The organism is uncultured Stenotrophomonas sp. (genome assembly GCF_963519925.1).
GTDB lineage: Bacteria > Pseudomonadota > Gammaproteobacteria > Xanthomonadales > Xanthomonadaceae > Stenotrophomonas > Stenotrophomonas maltophilia_AE.
In genome coordinates this window covers 63,307-87,413 of record NZ_CAUQPH010000001.1, presented here as the reverse complement: position 1 = coordinate 87,413, position 24,107 = coordinate 63,307, and the positions used below count along the sequence as shown (strand labels likewise).

Here is a 24,107-nt window from a genome sequence, read left to right as displayed (position 1 = left end):
TCAAAAATAAGGGGTTTGTCAAGGCTCATTGCATCCTTGTGAATGTCAGTCGAGGCATTTCGTCATCCCGCCCAACAATGTATTGAAGTGATGCATTCGACAGCAGTCGTTGCTTGTACGAGGCAGCAGCGGTATTGCTAAGCGTTTGGTCACTATCAACCTCGCCGTGTCTACAACCATGTTCTTCCAACCATCGCACTGCCACATCGTGTGATTTTCTCAATGCAAGATCCATAGGAGTTTGTTTAAGCAGATCCACGGCGTGAAGGTCAACCCCGTGCTTGTGCAACAAATCAAGGCATTCGACGTTACCGCTTTCGCTGGCAAGGTGCGCTGCGTTCTGCCGCAGTGGACTGAGGGCGGATGGATCCGCTCCATGCACAAGCAGGACTTCAAGGGCGTGTATCGAGCCGCTCTTTGCCGCCAGGTGAACCGGGGGCGTAGTCGATGGATGGAAGTGCTGAGCGTCCGCTCCCGCGCTGAGAAGCTCTGCAACAACCTCACTGTGACCGTTGAGCGCTGCGTGCTGCATGAGGCTGTAGTTGCCGTAGTCCAAGGCGTGAAGATCACCCCCCATGGAGATGTATGCGCGGGTCTGTTCAAGGTTGCCCATGCTTGCTGCTTGATGTGCCGTTAGTCTGTGATCTTGCCGGTTGTTCACCACAGGCCTGCGCAGATCAAAGGGCTTCATGCCGTATCGATCTACGGCTTCGATATTCGCTCCCACATCGAGCAACACCGCTGTGATGTTTGATCTTTCGCCCAGGACAGCGTAGTGCAAAGGCGTGATGCCGTTCTCGTCTGTTACGTTTGGTCCGACTTGTTCAATTTTCTGTTGAACGGCGGAGACATCATTGTCAATGATCGCCCCTTTAAATGTATGGTCGAAATAATTCATTGTCACTCCTTGTTTTGAGACTATCTCCCACTCAAACAAAGATATTTTCAATGTCAAGCTAGAACCTGAGCATTAACGCTAAATTTACCGAAATAGTTCATACAACTCTTGTTGACTCATAATTTGTGATTGATGGGCTGATACTTCCAATCCGCCATCGGCTACGGCTTCCGGCTCCACGTAAGGCTCCTGCACTTCAGCCTTCACCGCAGCGGCCTCCGTCATCCATTTAGCTGGCACTTGCCCAGGACGTTGCTTCTCTAAGCTTTGACCGGGAAATGCCAAAAGCAAAGGATCGTAACCGGCAGTAGCAACTATCGCCCGGACTTCAAATCCGCCGTTCTTTGTTTTGCGTGGCCCAAGCTCGTTGGTAAGTTGATGCTCAAAGACAACCTGTCGGCCGTCTTGGTGGACGTTCGCCTGCTCGTCGTGTGCAAGGGTTGCAGTGACATTTGTGCCGAACATGTCGGCGACTTGCTTGCGTGTTTCGGACATCTGAAGCTGGCATATCACGTGTGTACCAACAATCGTTGGTATGATTTTCGCGTCTTCCTGGGAATACACTTTTGCAAGTTGTCCCAACTCCTGGATCCCTGCGATCAAGGTGACACCTTTGGAGCGCCCCTTATCAATTAGTGGCCCAATGTTCAACCAGCCTGCTGAGGTCAACTCATCGAGGACGATGTAAATACCACGGTCTTTGTTTTCCGTCATTTTTGGGGAAATAACTTCGCCCACTAAAATGTTGATCAGCGCTGAGATGTAAGAGCTTGTCAAAACCTCCATTCCACCGCCTTGGACGATCACTCCGCGACGACCCTTATAGTCGTCTTGTGCCCACTCAACGATGGAAAAGCGACGTTTTCCGACCTTAGGCCATGCTTTTGCCATGTACTCAATGGCCTGCATATTCGCCATGATTGTTGACATGATGCTTGCCGTCGTCTGCGACTCAGTGTTTTCAATCAGCGGAAATGCTTTCTTGTAGTTGGCAAGAATGTCCGGCTTCATCTGCTCAGCCGTTTTATTGAGTTGCGCATCAAAAACAGGCCACCCCCACGTTTTACCCATATTTGCCACCAAGGTTCGCAGTGATCCAACAAGGATCATTCGCGCGGTGTTGGTAAAGAATGGGTTGCTTTCCCCCGGCGATTGGGGAATAAGGCATCGCGCGAACTCTTCGATCTGAACATTTGTGTTAACATCACATGCCACATCCCACACGTATCCTTGACGGTCGTATGGGCTGACAATAATTGGCCGTGGGAAAACCGCCTTGCAAAGCGCGGCTTGCGCCCGTTGAGCACGCGTCCATGTGGGATCTATGTACGTCGCTGCGCTGAAATCGCCGTAGCTGGTAAAGTCACCTTTCACATCATAGAGAAGCAATTTTTTTCGCTTGTAGATAACCTGACGAATGATTGGCAGTAGAACTTGGGTCTTGCCTGATCCCACGGATCCGTAAATCAACATGTGGCGGTTCCAGCGCTCCTGGGAAAGCCTCAGAAGCGGGTGAAGCAGCAAAGGCATTGCGCTGTCTTGAACCTCAATCTTTGTAATGCGCTTTGCTTCTTGCTCCGCGCTCTTCCCCTTCAACAGCTGAGGTCCGTCCAATACATACATATTGCGACGGGGTTTCAAGCCGTACTTCGTCGCCCAAAGCCCAAGCGCAATGGAGATATAAAAGCAGGCAAGCGTCGAATAAAAGTGTTGTGTCATACGCAGCACTTCTACGGTCTGCGGTGACACGTCTCTCAGAAATGTTCCAAGCGTTGCGTAGTGGATTCCCGAGTAGATCCCAACCTGTAAATGCAAAACGTAGGGAACGGAGTAGTACACATCCCCAATTCGTAAAATGGCGATACCAATTAGGTATGCCGCGAGGAAAACGCCAGCTCCAAAAAGCAAGGCGGTATCCCAGCGTCGAACCAGTGTATGCGGCGCGATGTGTTTGCCCACGCGCCCAAAGGCATCATGTATCTTCTCCATAAACCCCCTCTTTTCAATGAATGTAAAGAGGGTTTGATTGCTGTCAAGCTCACACCCAATTCAAATACGTGTTTTTAGACCATATTTGATGGCTGTATTGGTAAACGGGGCTTGGACACATCTGTGCAACAATTCCAAATTGCGTTTCACAGGGCTGATCAAATGTGCAAATTGTCGCTACCGCTGTTGAATTAAAGTGGGCTGCAATCACCAGCTCCGGGTCAACCATATCCAGTGAGGCGACCATCATTGGAGGTTTCTTGCCAATGCGATACGCGCGTATTGCCTGACGACACTCCACTTTCATTTCCACATGTGGGTAGTCCTGGATACGGGTCCAACTACCACCCCACTCCAACCCCAATGCTTGGGTGAGCTCACCGAACATCAAGTAGCCCTCACGGACATGTGCGTTATCGATGTCCCATGTGGGTTTGCCATCCACGTGCATAACGCTGTCGATAGCGTAGCCGTGATTGTGACAACTCATCCCAGCCCCTACGCTCGTCACCCCGGTGTTGCTCGCGAGCAACGCTGCCTGCCTTGCCTCGCTGCGCACGCCCTCCAGCGGTCGCATGTCATAGCCACGCTGAGCCATAGCCTCGTAGACGGCCTCTAGCTTCATCTTGAGATCTGGGTGAACGCCTTTCCAAATCTTTTGACTGTGCTTCTTCTTGAAGAAGTTCCACCATTGCGCTTCGTTGGCGTTGCGTACTGGGGCAGGACTCATCTGCAATTGATCGCCTGCAAACGCATCTACGCTTTTTTGCTCGATTGTAGCGCCCGCTGGCAAAGCCCAAAAAATCAGCAACCCAGCAATCATAATGTTTTTTATCATTCAAACCACCTAATTTGTTAACTCCTTTTATTCAAATCCAACTCCCAATATTGTCAATAGCAAAACTTGATAAATTGCCTATACAAAAAAGGCCAGCTTATGCTGGCCTTCATTGTTTGGAAGATAAGTCATTGGGCGTAGACCTGCCCGCGCCGTTGAGTTTGATCTTGAACTTGAGCTTGCTCATCTGTATCGACTGGCGCTTGAACTTGATTTCGTTTTGCAATCAGTGCATCGACCTCTTTTTCTTTAGGCCAACGGTTGTGCTCCATGACAAAACCGTGCTGAATATCTGCGAGCATCTTTTCTTCATCTGTGGGTTTTGACAGCGTTTCAGCGGCCCATGCTGGTCCACCCGTGCGTTGACCTTGAGCCCCTTGGCCTTCAGCTTCACCCTGTTCAGTCTGCTGAGTTCCGCGTCGTTCCATCAACCGCTGGGAGATCGAAAATGCACCCTCACCCTGGAACAGTTCGTAGGCATCCTTGCTTGCTTGAGCCTGCATCAACTGCTCAGATGGCAATTCACCGAGCTTCTGGCGCTGGCCCGTAGCTTCCAGCATTTCCTCAAATTTCTGGTTTCGCCGCTGGGTAAGTTCGGACAGAACTTCTGGTGAAGACTTCTCCTGCCACTCCTGCATTTGTTCTTTTTGTTTTGAAATAGCATTCTCATACCCATCAAACTGTTCCTGCCACTTGTCCTTGCCGAACATTGCTGGCTTAGGGTTGTTCTCAAGAAATTGGCTGCGTCCCAACAACATGCGTTGATAGTCATCCTCCAATTTCAAGACATGCGTGGGATCCTGGCGTCGCGAGATCTCACTGTCGTATTGGTCAATGCGCCGCTCAAGACCATCAACCATAGTGTCCTGTGACACCCAGGCTTGCGCCTGAGTGTCCCCTTGCTCTGCAGCTTCTTTCTTCTCCGAGCGGAATGCATCATCCGGAGCCGTGAAGATTGAATTGAGATCCGTGCTCAACAGGCTGTTGTTGTATTGCTCTTGCTTGTTAATATCTTTATTCATTTTTTAGTCTCCTGTTTGGTTTTTGTTATGCAGCTTCATTTTCAAACAACTCACTTTCCAAATTATCCTTGCGGAACTTCTCTAGGTACTCATCCACTGTGGATGGGGTCACCGGAATTGTGCGTGCGAAGTCAACGCGGCGGACGTTCCCACGATTCAAATAAACCAGTGCTCGTGCACCACCACTCGTGTTGAGTTCCTGACCCAACTCAGCCATGGTTACAATCGGACCGTCTTGTTTTGAGCCCGACCCACCGATCATGATTGCGGAGCGTGATGAGAAACCACGTTCGTCCACATTAGTGCCACGCAGTGCGTCCCACTTTTGATCCCAGCGACGGCCATAGTCATTCGCCATCATGTCGCGCGAAACAACCTTGCCCAGTCCCCAACGCTTCATACGACGCAAGAACGCACGCTGAGGATGATCTTCCATGTTTAGCGCTGAACGTTTAAACGCATTGGTCCCAGCCTTATAGTCCAACCCTCGACCAGTGGGTTTGTATTGGATCAAGGATCCGTGGCCAACTTTGCGCATTACGAAATCATAAGTTGCCTCAGAGGCCATGGAACAAGTGATAGATTGGAATTGGTCTAAGAAACCTTCCAGCGCATCTTTTGAGTCGAAACAAGGCATCAAACCCTCAACGTTTTGAGTCAAGTACGCAGCGCCCATCCCCAAAGATCGCGCGATTGAAATTAGTTCACGCTCTTGCTTACTAACCAAAAGCTGGCACTCATCCATCACTTGAATAAAGACGGTTGCATCAGGATTGTCTTTTGCCCAATTACCAACAGCACGTTTTTTGAGTTGTGCATACACACGTTGCTTGAGCAGTATTGATACTGCAACACCGGCGCTACCATAAATGGGTTGCGGCAAATCGATTCCGTAGCGCGCACCGCGCATAACATCCGTTATATCAACACCTGTTGTCAGAGCGGTCCAGGGCGTTCCATTCTCGTCAACCAATTTTTTCGACTGGATCAATGGATTGATCCGCTGGTCCACGTTTAAACGGAAAGACTCGCGCTGTTGATGGGGCCTTGGCACCCACGTTTTGACCACATATGAGATTGCCTTTTGAAGACTAGACCCGTGACGGCGCACTTCTGGATGTATAGCAATAGGTTGACGTTCGTCACCCACAACGTTGACACCCAAGAAGTTCAACCAACGTTTCAGGTTCTTGCCAATTTCCCCCACCTCGCTGCCGCGCGGGATCTCAACGTCATCCAGCAACACCAGTACGGCCAAGAAATCATCAACGCACCACCGCCATTCACGTGGACGCTTGATCTCCGCAATGTAGAAGCTGCGACGGTCGCGGGTGTTCTGCAATTCCCTTACTGCTTTCACATGCTGCTCAGATCCCTGCGTATTAGGATTTTTGTATAAATCCTTCACTATGTATTCCAAGTTTGGAAGCATCATGTCTATTTTGTTTAGCTCCATTACAGCATGTTTGTACACGGCCTCTTCGTGTTGGCAGAGTGCCTCAAAAAGAATTGCAGCGTTAACAACATGCGTGTCGGCACCTTGGGACCACAATGGGTCTTTGACACCATCTGATGACACCATTGAGTTAATGGCTACGGCCAACTCTTCTGCGTCAAGACCTTCGATCAGACCAACGGCCATCCCAGGCTTGATGTTTTTCTCCAGCACGTTGTTAAGCTCTCCAGGCAATGAACCTTTGCCGCACAGAACAAACAATCCAACTCGGTAACCTTTCATTGACGCGAGAGCAATTTGCAAAGCAATCAGACGTGCGAAACTTGTTGTCTTGCCGATACCCGTCCGACCCAAACACAACATGTGGGTGCAAAGGTCGTTGATTGATAGAACCATTTTCTTGTTCGCGTCAGGGCTGAACTCATAGCCTTTTGATGCCAAGTAGCCCGTGGCGATTGCAATCACGATTGTTGGTGATTGATCCTTATGCACGTTCTTTGCTTGAAACTGACGATCTTCGATTGCGCGCGCATGTGAACGGTCTTGAATAACACCACCGATGACTTTGTTCTGTTGATCAAGGATCCAACCTCTCGCTTGGAAGTTTCTCTCCGTGTAACGCATTGAATACGCCGCAGCAAACAGCAGAACTACCCAAGGGGCCATCATCGTCGGAAGCATCAATGCTAAAGCCACCCCGACCGATAACTTCGTCCATCCCCACACCCAATCAATGCCACCTTGGAACGCACCACCGAGTTTATCTTGGTTGTCGTAATTAAGAATGCAGCCCACGGTAAATATGACTGCGGTTGCAGCGAACCAGAAGAACACACCCACTCCGGCCTTAAAAACGCTCATAAATCCGTCGCTTAGCTTTCCTATCATGGGCAGGACTTCCCCAGCGCCGCCCGTGGACGTCATAGCATCCAGTGGAACAGGAGCCGCGCCTAATTTGATAGCCATAACCGCATACACCGACAACAACACGGGGAATATAAAGGCAATGAAGCCTATCTTTACCGACTCCGCGAAGCTCTCGCCCTGCTTCAATGCAACGAGATGTGGAATAACCAAAAGCGCTGGTATCAACGCCGACAGTGCCAGCCAACTTGGCAGAGCCAGTAGAACGATTGTCAGCGCAGACAGCACTGGAATCATTCCGTAGACAACCGATGTTGCAGTGGAGTCGGCTCCGCTTGATGTATCGGTCAAGGTGACAAAGTTTTCCCAAGGCAAGCCATCAGCAGTGGTCTTGTACAACGAATGCTCGTCGTCCAGGTCTTCCGCAATCATTGGCGAGTATTTTCGGAATGGCGAAAGATCCACTCCCTTGGGAACGAACAATGATCCGTCCTCACGCTGTTCAGCGCCCATCTTCAAAACCTTGTCTACGTCTTTTGGTTTGACATTTGGCAATTCGCCATTCAGAACATAACGATCACCACGGCCGATCAACCGCATGTAACGCTTGTTTGCGTTGACAACTGTTTTCTGCTCGCTCGTCTGAACCACCTCGCCTTTTAATCGACCAAAAAGCTTGTCGATGAAGTCTGTGATAAAAAATATGTTTAAGCCCATGAAACCTCCTTTCAATTGTTGAGATGAATGACAACCCAAAACGCCACACCCAATAGTCCAATCAACAATATTGAAGTGTAGAAAACCGCACGGGAGACACGAGGTGCCTCCTCATCGCGGACCTGTGCCAGCAACAAACTTTGATCGCGCCAGTTCGATTCGGATTCTTTAATAGCCTCGGTGCTGGCTCGATCACCCACGTTGTAATAGTATTCGCGCTCCAAATGTGGGTTCATTTTCGAGAACTTATGCAATGGAGTCCGTATGACGTAGCGTCCGTAAAAATCGTAAACGCGACTGCCAAGAGACAAGTTGAACTTCGTTTTGTATTGATCGTATATTTTTGAAAGCATAAAACCTCCTTTGTGGTTGGTGAACTCAATCAAACACGGATAAATCTATTGTCAAGAGTCAAAACTGTTTTCCCCATGCATCAAGATCTGCGGACGCTTTGTCTTGCCATTCACTTGGCTTTGGTGGAACTTTGTTTTCGCTCTTCCCGCGATCAGCAGATCGATGAACGCCTGGTGCCGTTTGCGGTTTACGGCTTGCAGGTTTCGGTTGGGCCCTACTCTCATCATTTGCCTTTACATCAACTGTCACTCCCTTCATCGCAGGCTGCACCTTTTCCTCCACGATGGATTTCGGCAATGGCTCCTTTGCAACCTCTGGCTCGGGTTGTTGCATTTCGCGCTCAATCAACGACTTGTCTTTGAGCATAACGAACATACCCTCTAGAATTTCCACAGTTATTCCCTTTGGCGTTACATCCTCTATCGAGTCGTAATTGATTGTCATGGGAATGTAGTCATCATCGCCGTATACAAATAAAATTCGAGGATTGAGTTGTGTAGGGCTGTAACTCTCTTGCGGCTCAATTGAAAATGTCACGACTGAGTCGCGATCATCAACCGAAAGGGTCACAACGCCAGTATCGGAAATTGAATAGTTATTTAAGCCATAACTCCAAGTCTTTCCAAAAATTGCCGTCACACGCTCATTTAATATTGCTCCGCGTGGAGTTTTGAATTCGCGCATTGGCTCCGATCTAGCTTCAACTGTCTGTTCGTTCGAACTCGCCACTTCAGAACCACTTTGTAACCACAAGTAACCGCAAACGGCCATTCCAATTGCCAGGACCGTCCCAATGACGAATAGGCCCGTTTTGTTTGACTTCTCATTTCCGACCGTGGCGGGACGCTCTGCCTCTTCGTTTAGATGTTCGTCCGCGCATTCATTTTCGTCAGCCGGGATAATTTTTGTTTTCGTCTTAGGCTTAACAGGTACAGATGTGGGCTGAACCTGTTTGGCGTTGCCCACAACTTCCTGAGCGCCGTTTTGAAAATCTCCAATGCGGTCATCGGCAATGCCGTGCTCCCCAATTAAGCTGCTCGCGTCCTCGCACAAGGCCAATTGCGCCGACGCAGACATTGGCTGGCTAAATTTCAAGTCAAATGCCGCGCGGCTTCCGCCCTTGTCCTCCGCCATACAACTTTCATCTTCGTTCGAATTCGCCTTTGCAGTTAACTGCGCTGCACCCGCTACTGGCGCATCGTCCTTGGATTTGCGCTCTGCAATTTTTTGGGATGCGCTTGATGCTCCTTTCTTTAAACCAGCCCAGATGTTCGATCCCATTTTTTTCGCACCATCTTTCACTTTGTTAGCAGCCTCCAATGTTTTATCTACGGCAAGGTCTACGGCCTGCTCGTTTTCGTCAAGCTCACCGTCATCGTCCATTTGCATGTCGAGGGCTCGCGGGTCAATTTTTGGTTCGTTGTTGCTTTCCATATGCCTACTCCTTATTTTTATTGTTGGTAAAGAGTGGCAGAGCACCATTGCCCCACCACCCTTCCGTTATTACCGCTGAGCCAACTCTGGCAATGGAGTGATGACAAACTTATTGTCGCCCTGACCGCAACTCACTTTGACTGCATGTTGAACACCAGCGCCATTGAAGGCCCCACGCTTGCCCAGCTCGGCCAGGGGGAGTTCGCAACCAACCTTTCCACTGAACTCAAACGTCAGCTGATTTTTTGAGCGCGAACTGATAGCAGCAACCTTGTCGAACACTGCCGCCGTCTTTTCTGTAACCGGGGACAAGTCTTTGGGTTCATAAGCAATGACCATTGCTCCAAGCTCTTTTGTCGGCTTGCCCTTCTCATCCACACCATCGCGCTCGTTCACCGTTGCATGAAGCCCAGCTTGTTGCGCCTGGACGCTTGCCTCTTTGAACTCATTGAGTTGTTTTGCCTTGCTCCACTTCTTCCCAAAGAAGTTGCCGCCTGCGCACCCCAACGCTCCACCACCCAATGCACCCGCAGTCTTGTCGTCTTTGAACACCTTGGCCCCGACGACACCGCCGAGTATTCCGCCGACTGCGCAACCAATCTTTCCGGCCTTCGATGTACGCTCCACATCTTCATGTTGAGTTTGTTGTGCAGTTGCACCAAATGAACTCGCAGCCAACGCCATTACTAATCCTGCTGATAAAAATACTTTCTTCATATGTACTCCTTTGTTTGTTGTTGAATAATGTTTTTCCTTACCGGGGTACTTAAATCTAAAATCGTGATGCACCCCTTAACACCACGAGATTTCTTTACTCATCATTCGGGAACGATATCGGCCCCTGTCCACCGTCGAACTTCGATTTGCTCTGATAGGGCCGTGCAACGCCGGACCCGCCGCCTGCGAATGTTCCGCCCTCAATGCCTCTTTGGAACACCGTGGTCAAACCGCTGATATGTTTTTTGCAGATGTCAATGTGACGCTCCGACATCTGCTCGTTTAGAGACCGTGTTTGATCAATGAACGTTTTTTGATCAGCGAGAATGTTTAGACGCAGGTTTGCAACCTCCCGCTGCACCTCGACCTGTGTTCTCAATAAATCAGCTTTCGCTTCTTTAATTGCATTAACTGTTTCAACATGACCCAGCTTGATCTCTATTGCGTTCCTCACCCAATCGGTAAATGTCATTCCCGATATAGCCATTTGCTGCTCAATGCGTGCAACTTGCCGCTCTGCAATTTTGATGTGCTTGCTAATTGTTTTCATTTTTCCTCCTTTTTCGTTACTTCAATGAAACAAAAAACAGAGAATTGTCAAGCTCACACCTCAAAGCCTTATAAATAAAGGTTTTTCGCAATTAAATATGGGGCATGAAATACACGGGTGTGTATACGGTCCAGTTATTGACGGAGAAGCGTCCTCGGGCTTTTTGCTGGTTTTTATGTACATGGCGTTAGAACACCATAGGTGCGACATGTGCATAAGTTCCTTACAGTCCCTATCCGACATCTTTCTCTTTCGGCCACCGCGCGCCGTTGATTTTTCTTTTTGCTTTTCCGATTTTTTTTCAGCGCACGTCACACTCGCCTTGTTCCGGCTGTCCTGCTCTCGCCGTTCATTGGCTTTCGCGTTTTTGTTTGTTTCGGGCGTCACATTGCGATGGCCACCCTGCCCCTCTGCGCGGCTTCCATCCTCCGTTGGGTGCGCCCTCTGCCGCCTCCTGGGACGCCATAGGCACGGCCCGTACCGGGCCTCCTGCAGCTCCATGGGTCTTCGGTGTGAACGTGAGCCGTTCGCTCCTCGCCTCTCGGCCGGTGCTCTTCCGCGTTGCTTACCCGCGTCGTCTGCGTCGTTGGTCACAGGCTCGATGCACTGGGCTCGCGGTCGTCTGGTGTGGCACCACTGCCTATCGGAGTGAGAGCGGGCCGTTCGTCTGGTGGCCGCACGCTTTCAAGCGATGTCAGCTCAGTGTCCAGGTTCATCAGTTGGGCACGTCCTGGGCGACTGCTCGTGCTGCACTTTGGTTTGCCGTCAGGGTGTGCCGTATCGGATGACTCAATGTCAGGCGCAGCGGCATGGGATTACCGCGCATCTGCATCCGAAACGAAATACGTCAAATTGACAATTTTCGTTTATCTGATTGGATGACTTTTACCGAACCCAAGGAGCGACAATGACAAACACAAAAGCCGTTATGATTGAAAAAATTCTTATGCAAGACGCGCGCAGGCGGATCAACATTCCCAAATATCAAAAGCCGAATATTCTCGATAAGTTCGGCGGTGTGTGCGCCTACTGCGGCACAGTTTTGAACGGATCAAAGAAGAACGCTTGGGGTGTCACGCACGCCATACCTGTTCACTTGGGCGGCGAACTATCAGCGGACAATCGGATCCCCTCGTGCATTCCATGCATCCAAAAATTTGGATCTGCGGATTGCTTGTCGGCGTTGACAATCAATTCCCAAGCTCTCACACCCACCTGGTCTGACAAGCTCAGAAGTATTCGCTTTGACGCATCACTGCGCTCTATGAACCATCTGACGCCTCTGTCGCCCCGATCTGATTTGAAGTTGGTGAGCGCGCACGTCGAAAAGCGCTGGCTTCAAGAGCGCACAACGGCGTTCCTGACCGTGCTTCCAACGCATGCCGTCGTTGGCCTGACAAACAGAAGTGGCTCGTCTGAGCGTGTGTCAAGCATGGCGGCGTTGGTCAACTTTGGTTTCAGTGCCGAACGACTTGACACTCATGGTGATCACCATAGCCATGCCCAAAAGGCAGGGCTGCATTTGTTTGTGGTTGAGCGTAGTCGGTTGGCGGATCTGGCAATGGCGTTGATAGAAGAGAACTGTTTGCTCCGCGAGATCCGTGTGGAGATCACGCCAAGTCATGAGGATCCCCAGGACTGGCGGTCGTACTGGCCCCGCTCGTACCCCACGCTCAAAGACAATCAACGCCGGAAGACCTATGGAGAAATGCAGGCTCCCTGGGCCGTCAAACAAACTCTATCGAAGACGGCCGGTGCGGTGCGCGCACGTAGGCACTACGCCCGCAAGCAAGAAGAGCGACTGGAACACATGCAGCGCCATGCGCACGTTTCTGATCTTCGCGTTGTAGCGGGCCAGCCTGCTGACTGGGACATGCGCTGCAAGCAGCTGGAAGAAATGCTTGAGCTCCAACTCAAACTCTCGTAACGCAAAAGGCCCGATCACTCGGGCCTTTTTATCTGTTCTTCATTGCCGTGCACCTCAGATCATCGCGCCCGCTGTGAACGAGAAGATCGCAAGCATGGCCGTCATGGCAACGTTGATCTGGACCCGCGTACGCGCTTCGAAGTCCATGAGCTTTCGTTTCGATTGACTGGATTTCATAATTGCTTACTCCTTAGAAGAACCATCTGCGACTGTGGCGATGGGTTGCTCCAGGACCATTGGATCGTTCTCCTCAACATACACAACGTAGAACACTGCATAGAAGTCAAAGGCGATGGCCGCGTACAACGCTGCTTTAAGTGCGTAGTGGGTGAATGCGCTGCGGGCGGGTTTATTGGCGTAGTGTAATTTCATAGTGTGTTTTCCTCAGTATTCGACAACGGCGGTGTGTTTGTCGTAGGTGCTCATGTTCACGGATTTCATGTAAGCCTTAACGTATGGCGACAGATGTTGACCGAACAATTGGAATATTGTGCAACCCGATCCATCAACCAACGCGCCTGTCCGGCGGTCAAACTTACGGTTCATTTCTATTGTGAGAGATGCGTATCCATCCTTCGAAAGAACTTCAATGATCCTGTCGTACGTGTCTGCCAATGTTGAGTTACTGGACATCACAGCCTTGCGGTACAAGCAACATGCCAAGTGAATGGCTGTCGCGTCACAGGTGGTTGAACGCCGGTTGGTCAGGATCGAAACGGTTTCAGGTGTTGGACGCCCTTTGACCTCAGCGTAAGCATGAACAATCGATTGGACGGCGGACAAGTCTGCGGTTTCGACTGCGTTGAAAAGTTGGGTTGATGTATTCATTAAATTCTCCAAGTGGATATGTGATTAGCGGCGTTTTGTTTTGTCTTGCAGTTTTTTACTCAGACGCTTGTTGCGTCGCGATTTGTCTGATATTCGCCTGAACTCGATTTTGAAAGTCCGATGTATCATTGATATTCTCCGGTTGTAAGCGCTCCATTAGCGCGGTTTCATTGCAGATGCTGTTATTGCATCTGCACGGTCGTACATGGACCCTGTGTTGGACACTGAGCCAAAGATGCTCGATCCGATTGCCCATACCATCCAGCAGACAACTGCGATCCCCAGGATGGCAGCGGCGGCTTTGATTGTTGTTTCATTGATGATGTTGTCCATGGTGTCTCCTTATGTGTTTGGCGAAATGCGTCAGATGCCGCAGATGTTGTTGATCAAATTGCAGATTGATACGTGCAAAACCGTTGCTGTTAGTAAAGTGGCGATAATCATTTTTTCTTCCTTATGTGTTGTCTATATATTCAATATAAATAAACTTTATAATTCGTCAAGCGCAGAACTTGATAAATTATTCAAAAAGTGTGAGGCAACCGACAGTTTTTGATATTGGTCAAAAATAACTGAAAACTTTTGTTGCGGGCACAAAAAAAGGCCGGTTTCCCGGCCTTTATATTTCTTGCTGTTAGCATTTTTTACTCAATATCCATCATCAAAACGGGTATGCATACACCAAACGCAGTTAACAGGGGCAAGAATAAAGTCATCGACACAGGTACATGCGGAATGGCGATTGAAATGGCGACAAGCACGACAGACATCAAAAGTGCCACGGTAAGAACCCCAACTATGTAGTATCCGATTTTCTTCATACATAGCCCTCCTCACCATTACGGCGATTGATCTCTATTGCCTGCTGGATGAGCCCAGGAACTTGATCATCTGAGATCTCAGACGCGTCAATCCAATTGAATGTCAGGTAATATTGCGAAGAAAAGTTCCCTTCCCAACCTCGCAAGAGGTCATCACTGTCACGTGCTTGGGCACGAACAATAGCCTCACGAATAATTCCCTCTCGGCTCCAAAGTTGGGCGCTCTCTGTTAATTGGATAAATCCATTTTCGCTCAGTTGTGTATAGAAGTTTTCCATAAAGCCTCCTTGATTGCGGTATATATTCAATCAAACACGGATCTCAATATTGTCAAGCCGTGGAGTTGATGAATTCATAGATGGAGGCTTTTGCTTTGATGATGAAAAAAATTCCCAAAAAAAAAGCCCGCTTTCGCGGGCTCATCTTTTACTTGCGTGTGATCTCTTACAGATCGCCGTAGGTCGGCTTGCCTTCCTTTTTCAGCTTCACACCGGCATCGCTGGCTTCAAACTCACGCAGGATGTCCGGCTTGCGGCCCTTGCCACCGTATGCAAACGGGGTCTTCTTACCGTCGTGCAGGAAGCGGTTGTGTGCACGCGGTTCCTTGGGAGCGGTGTTGCGCGGCTTGCTCGTGCCCTTCACCTTCTTGCCCGAGCCAAACAGATTGGTGACCTGAGACTTCTGCGCGTCGGTGAGGTATTCGGCGATGCTGGAAAGGGTGTCCAACGCTTCGTTGAGCGCGTCACCAGCAGAAGAGCGGCGAGCGTCTTGGATACGCTGGCGGTCCGCAGCCTGACGCTCTTCCAGTGCAGCCAATTCTTTGGCGAGCTTCTCTTCCAGCGCTTGGGCTTCTTTCCAATTCAAAGACTTGTCGGTCATGTCAGGTATTCGTCAGTTGGGCCGCTATTGGCAATTGGATCATATCCCATCAAATTTCAATTGCCAAGCTAATCAGATCTTTCTTTTCATTTGCTGCTCAACCCCGCCCACTCCGCCCAATTGAAGCAGTAGAACACGGCGCTGAGTGAAGGTTTCAATGAGCTCAGCCAGGTCCGGACGCGCCGTAAGTAAAGCCGCTTCAATGGCCGTCATGCGGTAATGGCACACAATGGATGGATCTGCCCCCAAATCGAGCAAGCCTTGGACCATAGCGCGCTCTTTCGTGTGGATGCCCTCAGCGACTTCGTTAAGGCGAGCCGCACCCCATACGAATGCATGCAAGGGTGTCTCACCGCGTTCGCTTAGGGCGTTGATGTCCCAACCCTGGTCAATCAGTGTACGAACTGCATCGAGATCGCAAGCGTGTGCTGCTACGTGCATGACGGTGTAGCCGTGGAGATCAGAAATCGACTTTTTGGATTGATCGGCGCTCACCATTTGACACACTCCATGAAGCCTTCCTCACAGCCTCGGCAGTCCTCGTCACCATCGTCTAGCGACTTGAGCGTTTGCTCAAGCAACCGCTCTTCCAAATCCTGCCACGCCTGCACGATGTCTTCCTTAGATGTACCGGACACCAGCACTTTGATGGGATCCGCAGACCAACCGTCCTCGCTCCAGGTCGCGGCGTCGTACACGAGATCCTTAGATAACGTCCGCGACAAGGTGAAGCGAACTGCGGAATTCTCTTCTGTGCAGATGACATTGTTTGAGTTGATATAAAACCGATCCATGTGAACCCCCTTTGTTGTAGTGATAATCCAACAACAACATGGATCCCAATATTGTCAAGGCCCATTAAGGCTCAAACCTTCTTGCTGACAACTACATCCGGCGGCGCGTTCCAGGTGCAACAGCCGTTCGCTTATGTCCAAGAGATCTTTTGAGCGCCGTCCTCTGACGGCGGGCCATATACGCGTTGAGCATCTCTCGCACTTCGTCACAGGTGGCAAGATCCACTGGGAGGTACCCTTCATTGTCTGCAATAAGGGGATCTGCCTTCTTCTGAAAGAGCCAGTTCAATCTCTTCTTGTATCCCCACAGAACCATTAAATGAAGGGCAGTCCGACCCTCCACATCTTGCGCATTGACATCGACTCCCAGGTCGATGATTCGGTGTATCAAAGCACAACTTGTGTTGTACTTAAGTGCGCAGTGCAAAAGAGTTCCACCATCGCGCGCAAGAGGCTTATCCAGAGGGTTGTACCCAGCATCAAGGACAACCCGCAGAACATCCGGACTTTGCTTATGCCGCTCACCGAGCACACCCAACCCTTTGTGATTGGTTGCGTTCACATCCGCACCCGCTTCAATTAGGTGTCTGACCCCATCGCCATCCTCATAATTGAAGCCGTAGCACATGTAATGCAGTGGAGTGTCCCCATGGGAGTCACGCGCATTAGGGTTGGCTCCTGCCTCGATAAGTGCTTTTACAACCTCACCAGATTTCAGTGTATGGAGTGCAGTCCTACGGCCTTTAGCTCGCGCCTTCAGGTTCGCCCCTGCCTTGACCAGCGACCCCACGACATCGGCACTGTGTGCTGTGTGTAATGGCGTTTCGCCCTCATCATCGGTTGCATTGACATCCGCGCCATACTGAATGAGTACAGTCGCCACCTCGCCGGTTTGTGCACTGTGGAGCGCCGTTCGACCTCCGTACGTCGTGTGCTTGGCATCAACTCCCACACTGCACAAGTACGCAACGACTTCGGCGTTATCCTGATGAAAGAGTGCGTCGGAGACAAAGGGATTTGCACCACATTCGATCAGGCCGCGCGCATGGTCTGCGCTGTTAGACCAGCGCAGACACTCTTGATGTAGTTTTATGGCACTGGGAATGCCGAGCAATTCATTCTCAACGATCTCGTGCACTGCTAATGAGTTTCCGGCCTCTTGCAAGGACTGTTCATCGGTCGCATACGGGTCCGACTCATCATCGTCAAAAATGTTCTTAAATAGATCCGTGCCATGGGTCCTACGGGAACGCTCGTCGTGACTAAGCATCTTCGTCAACGGCTTCAAAAATGACGCTGCCTCATCGCTGAGGACGGTGTAGAACGCGGGCAACCCATCAGGTCTGTTTGGATCACCGCCAGCAGCCAGGCATGCCTTGATGACTTCAACACTCCTGGCCTTGCCCATAACGTTGTCCAACGTAAGATCTGGATTGCATTCATCAGGAATAATCGGGATTACGGCAATTGATTGAGCCAGTTCATCGAACCGCTGCTCATTAGCCAATTGCTCAAGATGCGTCACGACGCGCCGTGGACCCATACTGCAAATCATTTCTGTCATCGGAACCCCAATATTTTAGTCATCCTTAAGTATCGGATGAGCCCACCGGTGAAATAGAATTGCGAATGCAACGATGAGAACGGTGCAAAAAGCTATTAGTAATGTCTGCATAAATGCCTCCTTAGGCTCGTCAACATTTTCCCAACAAAACATGGATGGCAATATTGTCAAGCTACAAAAAAGCCCGCTTTCGCGGGCTTGTTCGTTACGCATGGATCTCATCGTCCCAACCCAACTGACGCGATCACTCGGGATATCAACTGCTTCTCCTTTCCGTCAAAGTCAACGCAAATGCCGTCAGACGCCATGTCCTGGGCGACATCCTCTTGGACCAACTGAATGTATTCGTTAAACCGTGCTCGCTCAAAAGCTCCTTCTTTTGACAGAACCGCGCGAACCCGGTTTTCTGTAACGTAGAGGGGGTATTGAACACTCAACCCCGAACCGACCACCTTCTCAACAAACAAGTCGTTCTTGAACTTGTAGACCTCACCACTTGCGTCGCAGCGGAGTATGTAGCCCTCACATGTACACGATCCGTCCACCAACGTGGGGAATTTGTTCCCATGTTGGATGACTTCCGCAAACGACCCGACTGCGACAACGGGGGCCTGTTTTAAGCCGGTTGCATCGAGGACGTGGTTGTAGGGCAGACGCACTCCGTCCACAACGATGTCGAACAGATAGAAGTCCAGAGAGCCGTAGTCCGCGTTCTGCTGAACCTTCAAGCCTGCAGCTTCACCAGCGAGCTCACCGTAGAAGCGTACGGTCTGCCCTTCATTGATCACACCAGCAGCAGACAGTTGGCGATGGTTCTCACGCACAACGTCAGCGTACCGGTCAAAGACAGTCTTGTGATTAAAGAAGACCTCATCGGTAAGGATACGATTGCGTGAAGCGGAGTGTACCTCGATCCCGTCCGTAATGAATTGATAATTTGCACCATGAATTTTCTCAACTGCGAACCATTTCTCCGTACTGCGCAAACAGCACAATTTTATCTTTTCTGAAAACGTATCAATTGTTGGATATCGCTCAAAACCTAAAGTCATTGGAACCTCCTATTTATTTAACTGAAATTTCAGCTAAACAGGAGATCCAATATTGTCAATGCTTGACAAATGAAAAGTGGACGGCAGAATGATTGCGTAAAGGAAATAAAGGAACTTACTCACCCTTTATGAAATTTACATCGGGACGACTAACCAGGTGAAAGAGAGCGTCTCCCAGCAGTCAATAGTGGCTGTCCCTGTTCACAACAGGGTGAAAATGGTTTTCTGGATCTGAGTATAAAAGGCGCCATTGGCGCCTTTTACTATTCATACCATTTGCAAATGATCACATCCGTCGGACTTGTGATCGCCGATCATCCAGTACGTCTCCGAGTTCCGTTTGTAACTTTTTCTTAAGAGCGGTACTTTCCAATAGCAATCTAGCCTCCTGACTTTGTTGCCGATTAACACCATGGACATACACCATTTCAGAAGGCAATTGCCCCCTGTTGTTTCGAACCTCCGGGTCCGCCCCAGCGTCTAGCAAATTTCGTATTTCTTCCAATCCGTCACCCTTCATTATTAAAAGGTGCAGCGCAGTGTTACCAGCATCTTGATCCGTCGAATTCAAATCAATACCTAGATCTTTCATGATCTGCACACCTGCACGGCTTGCATTTCGCTTTACAAACGACGCATCACAAAAGCCAAGGAAACTTTTACCCCCATTGTTCTCAATGGTCATTGACGCACCAGCGTCCACCAGATATTTCACATGCTCAATGCTCCGAACATAGTGGAGAGCGGTATCACCATTGTGATCCCGGGCGTTAACGTCATGGCCTGCAAGAATAATCTTTTCCAGTAAGGTGGAACCATCCTCATGAATTCCAAGCCACATAAAATGCCGTGGTTTTATCATGTCAATATACTTATCAGCGATCAGCTCTGGATCACCGCTTGATCGGATCATCAATTCAACGTGTTTCTCTTTGACTGGGGCGCCATTTTTTACCAGCAACTCAATTCGTTGGCCACCATTTGCGATATCAACGAGGTCAGTAGTTTTGTTGCATTCAAAATCATAGTCCAAATCACCATCACCATCACCATAACGCTTGATTACAACGATGGAATTTACATTCGCGCCCAATTCGATCAGGTCGCTCATGACATCCAATACATGCTCTTCGTCTTTGAAAGACATCACCTTTGATGCCACAAAAGCCAAGGGTGTCATCTCCTTATTGTCAATCAAACTCAGGACGTTGAAAGAAGCGTTGACATCATGTGTCTCAAAGAACTTTCGTACGGCATTGCGATTTAAAACGGCATTGGATTGATCTGTTTTGAGAACAGAATGCACATCCGGACTACTCAACACCTGGGCGACTGGGTTAGTGTGGGATGCAAATAAAGTTTCATCCTAACCCTAAAAACAGAGAGAAACGTCGCGCGCTCTCCTATTCATAAAAAATCCCTTTTATATCAGTATGTTGTGAGCACTTACACCCGAGACTGGATCGTTTTGCCTTTCATGGGAGAGTGATTAAGGGCGCTAAAGTATCATCCTAATTTTCGCCCAGGCTCGAAAAATACGGTAAATGGTGAAAATAAAGATTCATCCTTTTCCGATGTTGCCCGTTCCAACATGTAAGCAGTCAGTCAGAAAAAACACATAGATCCAATCCCTAGCGAGCATTGAGCTCTCTCATCCGTGCCAACTGCTCCAACCCTTGGACGCCCTAAATGCTTACCCAAAAAAAATCAACACCTTCTTTTAAAAACACAATCAAAAATGACTCCCTTATATCCATTTAACCTAAACAGCCTTCCCCCCACTGCACTAGCTAGGGCTCGTAGTTCGGCGCAAGGCTGAAGTCGCTTGGCTGCTTCGCTGTGCAGATCCATGACCCACTTTCCATCAAACTCCCGGTTGTAGTTCCACAAGCATCTCGCGAGTCTTGCCGGCCCGCTCCACTAACAAGACCACAACATCTCCAACGTTCTTGTCGTCTAGCCGGGCCTGTAATGTGGTGACGTCGTCGACGGCGATACCGTCGATGCTGATAACGCGATCGCCGGGCACGATGCCGCCTGCGGTGACCTCGACGCCGACGAGCCCGGCCCTGTGCGCCGCCGAGCCCGGCGTCACGCGCAATACGAATACGCCCTTACTGCCGGTCAGCGCCTGCAGACGCGCGTTGAGCTGCTCATCCACCTCGATGCCCAGCGCCGGACGGATGTACTTGCCGGTCTTTATGAGTTGCGGCACCACGCGCATGACGGTATCGACCGGCACCGCAAAGCCGATGCCGGCCGAGGCGCCAGACGGACTGTAGATGGCGGTATTGATGCCGATCAGCCGCCCAGCCGAATCGAGCAGCGGGCCACCGGAATTGCCGGGGTTGATAGCGGCGTCGGTCTGGATCAGGTGGTCAATGGCCGGGCCACTGGCGTCGCCGGAAAGGGTGCGGTCAAGCGCCGAGTCGATGCCGGTGGTGAGCGTCCAGTCGAGCCCGAAGGGATTGCCAATGGCAAAGACCTTTTGCCCCACCTTGAGATCGGCACTGGTGCCCACCGGCACCGCCGGCGGGCGCTTGAAGCCGACGCCAATCTTGAGTACCGCGATGTCGTGCGCAGGACTGGCGCCAACGAGCGCAGCCTGATAATCGCGACCGTCGGCCAGTTTGACCGTGGCAGACGATGCCCCCTGGATCACGTGGAAGTTGGTCACCACGTGGCCGGCATCGTCCCAGATGAAGCCGGAGCCGGTGCCGCGCGGCACGGAAAAGACATTGCGCGACCAGACGTCACGCACTAGGCTCTGTACGTAAAGTATTGTCGCAAGCACCGCATAGCGCAGGCCAATGAGACCATCGCCGCAAAACTTGTTGCGAGCTTGTCGAAGCGCGTCACGATGCGACGGTTCTCCTTCAGCCAGCCAAACATGCGTTCGATGATGTTGCGCTGCCGATATTTGGGGCGATCAAAAAGTCGAGGCAATCCTGGCTTGGTTTTGCGCTTCATGCTTCGCAACGGAATGACTGGCTGCATGCGATAACGATCACAATACTGGCGCAGCGCTTCAGCGTCGTAACCCTTGTCAGCCAGCAACCAGCGGCAACGCTTGCGTGGGCGACCGCGCAGGCTGGGTATGCAAGCCTGATCGAGTAGCGGTTGGGCATAGGCTATATCGCTGGCTTGTCCGCCTGACAACAGGAAACGCAGAGGCACACCATTGGCGTCGCACAGCATGTGAATCTTGGTCGTCAGGCCACCCCGGCTGCGCCCGAGCGCGAGGTCTTGCGGTTCTTCAAATCCCCTTTTTTCCCGGCACCTGATGAGGCCCGGGTTGCTCGTACGGCAGTGGAGTCGATCATCCATGTTTCCAAGTCAATCAAACCCTGCTCATTCAATCGGATATGAAGACGCTTGAGCATCTGATCAAAAGCTCCGCAATCACGCCATCCCGGAACCGTTGATAGATCGTTGACCAAGGGCCGAATCGTTCGGGCATGTCTCGCCAGGCTGCGCCAGAGCAAAGCACCCAGAGAATACCGTTTAGCATCAGGCGATCATCGGCCCGAGGGCGCCCGGTGCGCTGATTTTTGGTGAAGATATCTGCAACCAGATCCCAGGCTGCGTCGGGGAGTTCATACCGCTTTGCCATCTTGGCCTCCTGGCTTTAATGGCGGTGTATTTTACAGAAAATCGTATTTCTTGGGTTTACGTACAGAGCCTAGTTGTGCCGTGGTGATGTAAACCACCGACCCGCGCGATTTCTCGAACAGCTCGATGGTGGTTTTTTCGTCGGCGGCCAGGTCGCCGCGCGGCGTCACCGTGCGCTCCTGCGTTTCGTGGGGACTGAACCAGGCTTCGATGGCGGGCAGGAACTGCCACAGCAGCATGAGTGCGGCGATGCAGCCAGTGATGACGAGCCAGCGCCGGATGAATCGATCCGGCGCCGGGCGGCTGTAGGGGTCGGGGTAGGTCACGTCATTCTCCATGTTGAAATCAGCGCCAAAGGCCGCCGGTGCGCCAGCGTGGCGGACGTGGTGATACGGTCACCTCGGGGACGAAACGGGCCGATGGAAACGGCGGCATCGCGGGCGGCGGAGCAAGTTCCAGCAAGCGCTCAATGCGTTCAGCCGTCGCCGGATGCGTGCGCAACCAGGAGGGTTCCGGATTGCCCCATCCGGGCAGCAGCCAGGCGCGCCAGGAGCGGCTCACCCGCTCGATCTTGGCGAGCGCCGAGGCCAGCCCGTGCGGGTCGCCGGTCAATTCGGCAGCGAGCCGGTCGGCGTCGAATTCGCGCACCCTGGACAAGCCCAACTGAGCCAGCAAGGCTAGCTGTGGCGCGACCGCCAGTAGAAGCAACGCGGGCCAATTGACTTCCGTGACTCCAAGCAATAGCGCTGGCAAGCTGAGCACGATCGCAAGCTGCCCCAACAAGGCTAGAAGATGGGTGAGCCGGCTGATGGAATCGGCCAAGCCCATGACACGCAAATCCTCGTTCGCAATATGCGCGATTTCGTGGCCGAGCACGCCGGTCAACTCGCGGGGCGTGAGGCTACGCAGCAGGCCGTCGGTCAGCGCGATGGCCGCGTGATGCTTCGAACCGGTGGCGAAGGCGTTGACGACCCCGCTGGGCACGTAGTGCGGTACCGGCACGGCAGGCAGCCCGGCCCGCGCCGCCAGTTCCGCGCAACACAGCCCAAAGATCGGGCGCTTCATCCGGGTGCAGGGGGCGTGCGCCATACAGCCGCAAGGTCAGCCCGGAGGCGGCCGCCGGTTCGAGCAGCAGGGTGAACCCCGCGGCCGCAAGCGCCAGCCAAAGCCCGCCGTCACCCAACAGCAGGCTGCCAGCGACGGCGGCAATCCCGAGCAGGGTCAGCACCAACAGCGCGGTTTGCAGGCGATTGAGCCAGCGATGCCGCGCGCCGACATTCTGCGCGTGGCGCAGATCACGACTGATCATCTGAGCTTTCCCCGGCTGTCCGGTCATCGCGCTCGCGCAGCAGCCAGTAAGTCGCCCCGAGGGCCAGTGTCGCGCCTGCGAGCGCCGCGACCTTGGCGGGGCCGGTCTCCGGGTCGAGGATCACGAATTTACGCGCCAGGGCGATCAGCCCGATCAGGATCACCGTCTTGACCTGGATGATGCTGTCGCGCCGCAAGGCCACCCGCACGATGGAATGCTTGAACTCCATGGCGATGAGCAGCGTCATGATCATGCCGAACACGGTCTGGAAGACCTTGTGATCGAGCGGATTGAACGCATCAATGATCAGCAGGCTGAAGACGATCGAGATCAGCTGCAGCAGCGAGACCACGATAATCACGGCAATGATTGCGGACAGCGCGAGCGCGATCACCTGTTCGAAGCGCTCGTAGAACGTCATCACTGCCCATTGGGCGCGAAATGTTTTGATCGGGTCTGCTTGCTTTTCCTTCATCGCCACT

The 24,107-nt window shown here is 51.5% G+C and carries 22 protein-coding genes and 4 pseudogenes; 2 read left to right on the top strand and 24 right to left on the bottom strand.

The window, feature by feature from the left end:
• Nucleotides 1-25 precede the first annotated feature (25 nt).
• The 9 genes from RWO33_RS00465 to RWO33_RS00425 all read right to left on the bottom strand — a co-directional run bounded on the left by RWO33_RS00465 (nucleotide 26) and on the right by RWO33_RS00425 (nucleotide 10,839).
• The gene (locus RWO33_RS00465; RefSeq protein ID WP_314100923.1) at nucleotides 26-898 is read right to left on the bottom strand and encodes an ankyrin repeat domain-containing protein; all 873 of its coding nucleotides are present in this window, start codon (nucleotides 896-898) and stop codon (nucleotides 26-28) included.
• A gap of 84 nt (nucleotides 899-982) precedes the next feature.
• Entirely contained in the window at nucleotides 983-2,887 is a 1,905-nt protein-coding gene (locus RWO33_RS00460; protein WP_314100921.1) for a type IV secretion system DNA-binding domain-containing protein, read from the bottom strand.
• Nucleotides 2,888-2,936: 49 nt separating this feature from the next.
• Nucleotides 2,937-3,725: a M15 family metallopeptidase gene (locus RWO33_RS00455; RefSeq protein ID WP_314100919.1), complete on the bottom strand. Its 789-nt coding sequence runs from the start codon at nucleotides 3,723-3,725 to the stop codon at nucleotides 2,937-2,939.
• Nucleotides 3,726-3,853: 128 nt separating this feature from the next.
• Nucleotides 3,854-4,747 carry a hypothetical protein gene (locus RWO33_RS00450; RefSeq protein WP_314100918.1) on the bottom strand — a complete coding sequence of 298 codons (894 nt, stop codon included), beginning with the start codon at nucleotides 4,745-4,747 and terminating at the stop codon, nucleotides 3,854-3,856.
• 25 nt (nucleotides 4,748-4,772) lie between these two features.
• Nucleotides 4,773-7,784: a hypothetical protein gene (locus RWO33_RS00445; RefSeq protein WP_314100916.1), complete on the bottom strand. Its 3,012-nt coding sequence runs from the start codon at nucleotides 7,782-7,784 to the stop codon at nucleotides 4,773-4,775.
• A gap of 11 nt (nucleotides 7,785-7,795) precedes the next feature.
• Nucleotides 7,796-8,170, bottom strand: coding sequence for a hypothetical protein (locus RWO33_RS00440; protein ID WP_282257683.1), 375 nt, complete (start codon nucleotides 8,168-8,170; stop codon nucleotides 7,796-7,798).
• 25 nt (nucleotides 8,171-8,195) lie between these two features.
• On the bottom strand, nucleotides 8,196-9,572 hold the full coding sequence (locus RWO33_RS00435; RefSeq protein ID WP_314100914.1) for a hypothetical protein: 1,377 nt from the start codon (nucleotides 9,570-9,572) through the stop codon (nucleotides 8,196-8,198).
• 69 nt (nucleotides 9,573-9,641) lie between these two features.
• A complete protein-coding gene (locus RWO33_RS00430; RefSeq protein ID WP_314100912.1) occupies nucleotides 9,642-10,289 on the bottom strand; it encodes a glycine zipper 2TM domain-containing protein in 648 nt (215 codons plus the stop codon).
• A 94-nt stretch (nucleotides 10,290-10,383) separates the two neighbouring features.
• Nucleotides 10,384-10,839 carry a hypothetical protein gene (locus RWO33_RS00425; RefSeq protein ID WP_314100910.1) on the bottom strand — a complete coding sequence of 152 codons (456 nt, stop codon included), beginning with the start codon at nucleotides 10,837-10,839 and terminating at the stop codon, nucleotides 10,384-10,386.
• Nucleotides 10,840-11,746: 907 nt separating this feature from the next.
• Between RWO33_RS00425 and RWO33_RS00420 the strand changes: the two genes are divergently transcribed.
• The gene (locus RWO33_RS00420; protein ID WP_314100908.1) at nucleotides 11,747-12,766 is read left to right on the top strand and encodes a hypothetical protein; all 1,020 of its coding nucleotides are present in this window, start codon (nucleotides 11,747-11,749) and stop codon (nucleotides 12,764-12,766) included.
• 54 nt (nucleotides 12,767-12,820) lie between these two features.
• On the opposite strand, the gene RWO33_RS00415 is transcribed toward RWO33_RS00420, so the two are convergent.
• Genes RWO33_RS00415 through RWO33_RS00405 form a run of 3 tightly spaced genes read right to left on the bottom strand, consistent with a single transcriptional unit; the run spans nucleotide 12,821 to nucleotide 13,594 of the window.
• Complete coding sequence (locus tag RWO33_RS00415) at nucleotides 12,821-12,943, bottom strand: hypothetical protein (protein WP_282257693.1); 123 nt, start codon at nucleotides 12,941-12,943, stop codon at nucleotides 12,821-12,823.
• A 6-nt stretch (nucleotides 12,944-12,949) separates the two neighbouring features.
• A complete protein-coding gene (locus RWO33_RS00410; protein WP_282257695.1) occupies nucleotides 12,950-13,138 on the bottom strand; it encodes a hypothetical protein in 189 nt (62 codons plus the stop codon).
• A gap of 12 nt (nucleotides 13,139-13,150) precedes the next feature.
• Nucleotides 13,151-13,594: a hypothetical protein gene (locus RWO33_RS00405; RefSeq protein ID WP_282257697.1), complete on the bottom strand. Its 444-nt coding sequence runs from the start codon at nucleotides 13,592-13,594 to the stop codon at nucleotides 13,151-13,153.
• A gap of 235 nt (nucleotides 13,595-13,829) precedes the next feature.
• Between RWO33_RS00405 and RWO33_RS00400 the strand changes: the two genes are divergently transcribed.
• Nucleotides 13,830-14,150 (top strand): hypothetical protein, encoded by a 321-nt coding sequence (locus tag RWO33_RS00400; protein ID WP_314100905.1) that lies wholly within the window; start codon nucleotides 13,830-13,832, stop codon nucleotides 14,148-14,150.
• Nucleotides 14,151-14,411: 261 nt separating this feature from the next.
• Here RWO33_RS00400 and RWO33_RS00395 read toward each other — a convergent pair whose 3' ends face one another.
• The 12 genes and pseudogenes from RWO33_RS00395 to RWO33_RS00340 form a co-directional block, all read right to left on the bottom strand.
• Nucleotides 14,412-14,693 carry a hypothetical protein gene (locus tag RWO33_RS00395; protein ID WP_314100903.1) on the bottom strand — a complete coding sequence of 94 codons (282 nt, stop codon included), beginning with the start codon at nucleotides 14,691-14,693 and terminating at the stop codon, nucleotides 14,412-14,414.
• 166 nt (nucleotides 14,694-14,859) lie between these two features.
• Nucleotides 14,860-15,294, bottom strand: coding sequence for a hypothetical protein (locus RWO33_RS00390; RefSeq protein WP_314100901.1), 435 nt, complete (start codon nucleotides 15,292-15,294; stop codon nucleotides 14,860-14,862).
• Nucleotides 15,295-15,366: 72 nt separating this feature from the next.
• Complete coding sequence (locus tag RWO33_RS00385; protein ID WP_314100900.1) at nucleotides 15,367-15,789, bottom strand: ankyrin repeat domain-containing protein; 423 nt, start codon at nucleotides 15,787-15,789, stop codon at nucleotides 15,367-15,369.
• Complete coding sequence (locus RWO33_RS00380; protein WP_282257709.1) at nucleotides 15,786-16,088, bottom strand: hypothetical protein; 303 nt, start codon at nucleotides 16,086-16,088, stop codon at nucleotides 15,786-15,788. Before RWO33_RS00380 ends, RWO33_RS00385 begins: the two co-directional genes overlap by 4 nt.
• 91 nt (nucleotides 16,089-16,179) lie before the next feature.
• Nucleotides 16,180-17,652, bottom strand: a complete 1,473-nt coding sequence (locus RWO33_RS00375) for an ankyrin repeat domain-containing protein (RefSeq protein ID WP_314100898.1) — start codon at nucleotides 17,650-17,652, stop codon at nucleotides 16,180-16,182.
• A 218-nt stretch (nucleotides 17,653-17,870) separates the two neighbouring features.
• Entirely contained in the window at nucleotides 17,871-18,704 is an 834-nt protein-coding gene (locus RWO33_RS00370) for an RNA ligase family protein (protein WP_314100897.1), read from the bottom strand.
• A 286-nt stretch (nucleotides 18,705-18,990) separates the two neighbouring features.
• The gene (locus RWO33_RS00365) at nucleotides 18,991-20,010 is read right to left on the bottom strand and encodes a hypothetical protein (protein ID WP_314100895.1); all 1,020 of its coding nucleotides are present in this window, start codon (nucleotides 20,008-20,010) and stop codon (nucleotides 18,991-18,993) included.
• 558 nt (nucleotides 20,011-20,568) lie between these two features.
• A pseudogene (locus tag RWO33_RS00360) lies at nucleotides 20,569-21,489 on the bottom strand (trypsin-like peptidase domain-containing protein); the annotation flags it as partial.
• A pseudogene (locus tag RWO33_RS00355) lies at nucleotides 21,465-22,317 on the bottom strand (IS5 family transposase). The pseudogenes RWO33_RS00360 and RWO33_RS00355, both read right to left, overlap by 25 nt.
• 70 nt (nucleotides 22,318-22,387) lie before the next feature.
• Nucleotides 22,388-22,642, bottom strand: a pseudogene (locus RWO33_RS00350) (2-alkenal reductase); the annotation flags it as partial.
• A 19-nt stretch (nucleotides 22,643-22,661) separates the two neighbouring features.
• Nucleotides 22,662-23,625 (bottom strand): annotated as a pseudogene (locus RWO33_RS00345) (zinc metalloprotease HtpX).
• The gene (locus RWO33_RS00340) at nucleotides 23,612-24,100 is read right to left on the bottom strand and encodes a phosphate-starvation-inducible PsiE family protein (protein ID WP_004152114.1); all 489 of its coding nucleotides are present in this window, start codon (nucleotides 24,098-24,100) and stop codon (nucleotides 23,612-23,614) included. Before RWO33_RS00340 ends, RWO33_RS00345 begins: the two are co-directional and overlap by 14 nt.
• Nucleotides 24,101-24,107 lie beyond the last annotated feature (7 nt).

What these genes read in the sequence shown, in the direction of transcription:
- RWO33_RS00395 (WP_314100903.1), bottom strand. Translation starts at nt 14,693, where the DNA reads ATGGAAAACTTCTATACACAACTGAGCGAAAATGGATTTATCCAATTA.
- RWO33_RS00390 (WP_314100901.1), bottom strand. Translation starts at nt 15,294, where the DNA reads ATGACCGACAAGTCTTTGAATTGGAAAGAAGCCCAAGCGCTGGAAGAG.
- RWO33_RS00410 (WP_282257695.1), bottom strand. Translation starts at nt 13,138, where the DNA reads ATGAAATTACACTACGCCAATAAACCCGCCCGCAGCGCATTCACCCAC.
- RWO33_RS00425 (WP_314100910.1), bottom strand. Translation starts at nt 10,839, where the DNA reads ATGAAAACAATTAGCAAGCACATCAAAATTGCAGAGCGGCAAGTTGCA.
- RWO33_RS00400 (WP_314100905.1), top strand. Translation starts at nt 13,830, where the DNA reads ATGCTCGATCCGATTGCCCATACCATCCAGCAGACAACTGCGATCCCC.
- RWO33_RS00370 (WP_314100897.1), bottom strand. Translation starts at nt 18,704, where the DNA reads ATGACTTTAGGTTTTGAGCGATATCCAACAATTGATACGTTTTCAGAA.
- RWO33_RS00340 (WP_004152114.1), bottom strand. Translation starts at nt 24,100, where the DNA reads ATGAAGGAAAAGCAAGCAGACCCGATCAAAACATTTCGCGCCCAATGG.
- RWO33_RS00435 (WP_314100914.1), bottom strand. Translation starts at nt 9,572, where the DNA reads ATGGAAAGCAACAACGAACCAAAAATTGACCCGCGAGCCCTCGACATG.
- RWO33_RS00380 (WP_282257709.1), bottom strand. Translation starts at nt 16,088, where the DNA reads ATGGATCGGTTTTATATCAACTCAAACAATGTCATCTGCACAGAAGAG.
- RWO33_RS00375 (WP_314100898.1), bottom strand. Translation starts at nt 17,652, where the DNA reads ATGACAGAAATGATTTGCAGTATGGGTCCACGGCGCGTCGTGACGCAT.
- RWO33_RS00460 (WP_314100921.1), bottom strand. Translation starts at nt 2,887, where the DNA reads ATGGAGAAGATACATGATGCCTTTGGGCGCGTGGGCAAACACATCGCG.
- RWO33_RS00430 (WP_314100912.1), bottom strand. Translation starts at nt 10,289, where the DNA reads ATGAAGAAAGTATTTTTATCAGCAGGATTAGTAATGGCGTTGGCTGCG.
- RWO33_RS00465 (WP_314100923.1), bottom strand. Translation starts at nt 898, where the DNA reads ATGAATTATTTCGACCATACATTTAAAGGGGCGATCATTGACAATGAT.
- RWO33_RS00415 (WP_282257693.1), bottom strand. Translation starts at nt 12,943, where the DNA reads ATGAAATCCAGTCAATCGAAACGAAAGCTCATGGACTTCGAAGCGCGT.
- RWO33_RS00455 (WP_314100919.1), bottom strand. Translation starts at nt 3,725, where the DNA reads ATGATAAAAAACATTATGATTGCTGGGTTGCTGATTTTTTGGGCTTTG.
- RWO33_RS00405 (WP_282257697.1), bottom strand. Translation starts at nt 13,594, where the DNA reads ATGAATACATCAACCCAACTTTTCAACGCAGTCGAAACCGCAGACTTG.
- RWO33_RS00445 (WP_314100916.1), bottom strand. Translation starts at nt 7,784, where the DNA reads ATGGGCTTAAACATATTTTTTATCACAGACTTCATCGACAAGCTTTTT.
- RWO33_RS00450 (WP_314100918.1), bottom strand. Translation starts at nt 4,747, where the DNA reads ATGAATAAAGATATTAACAAGCAAGAGCAATACAACAACAGCCTGTTG.
- RWO33_RS00420 (WP_314100908.1), top strand. Translation starts at nt 11,747, where the DNA reads ATGACAAACACAAAAGCCGTTATGATTGAAAAAATTCTTATGCAAGAC.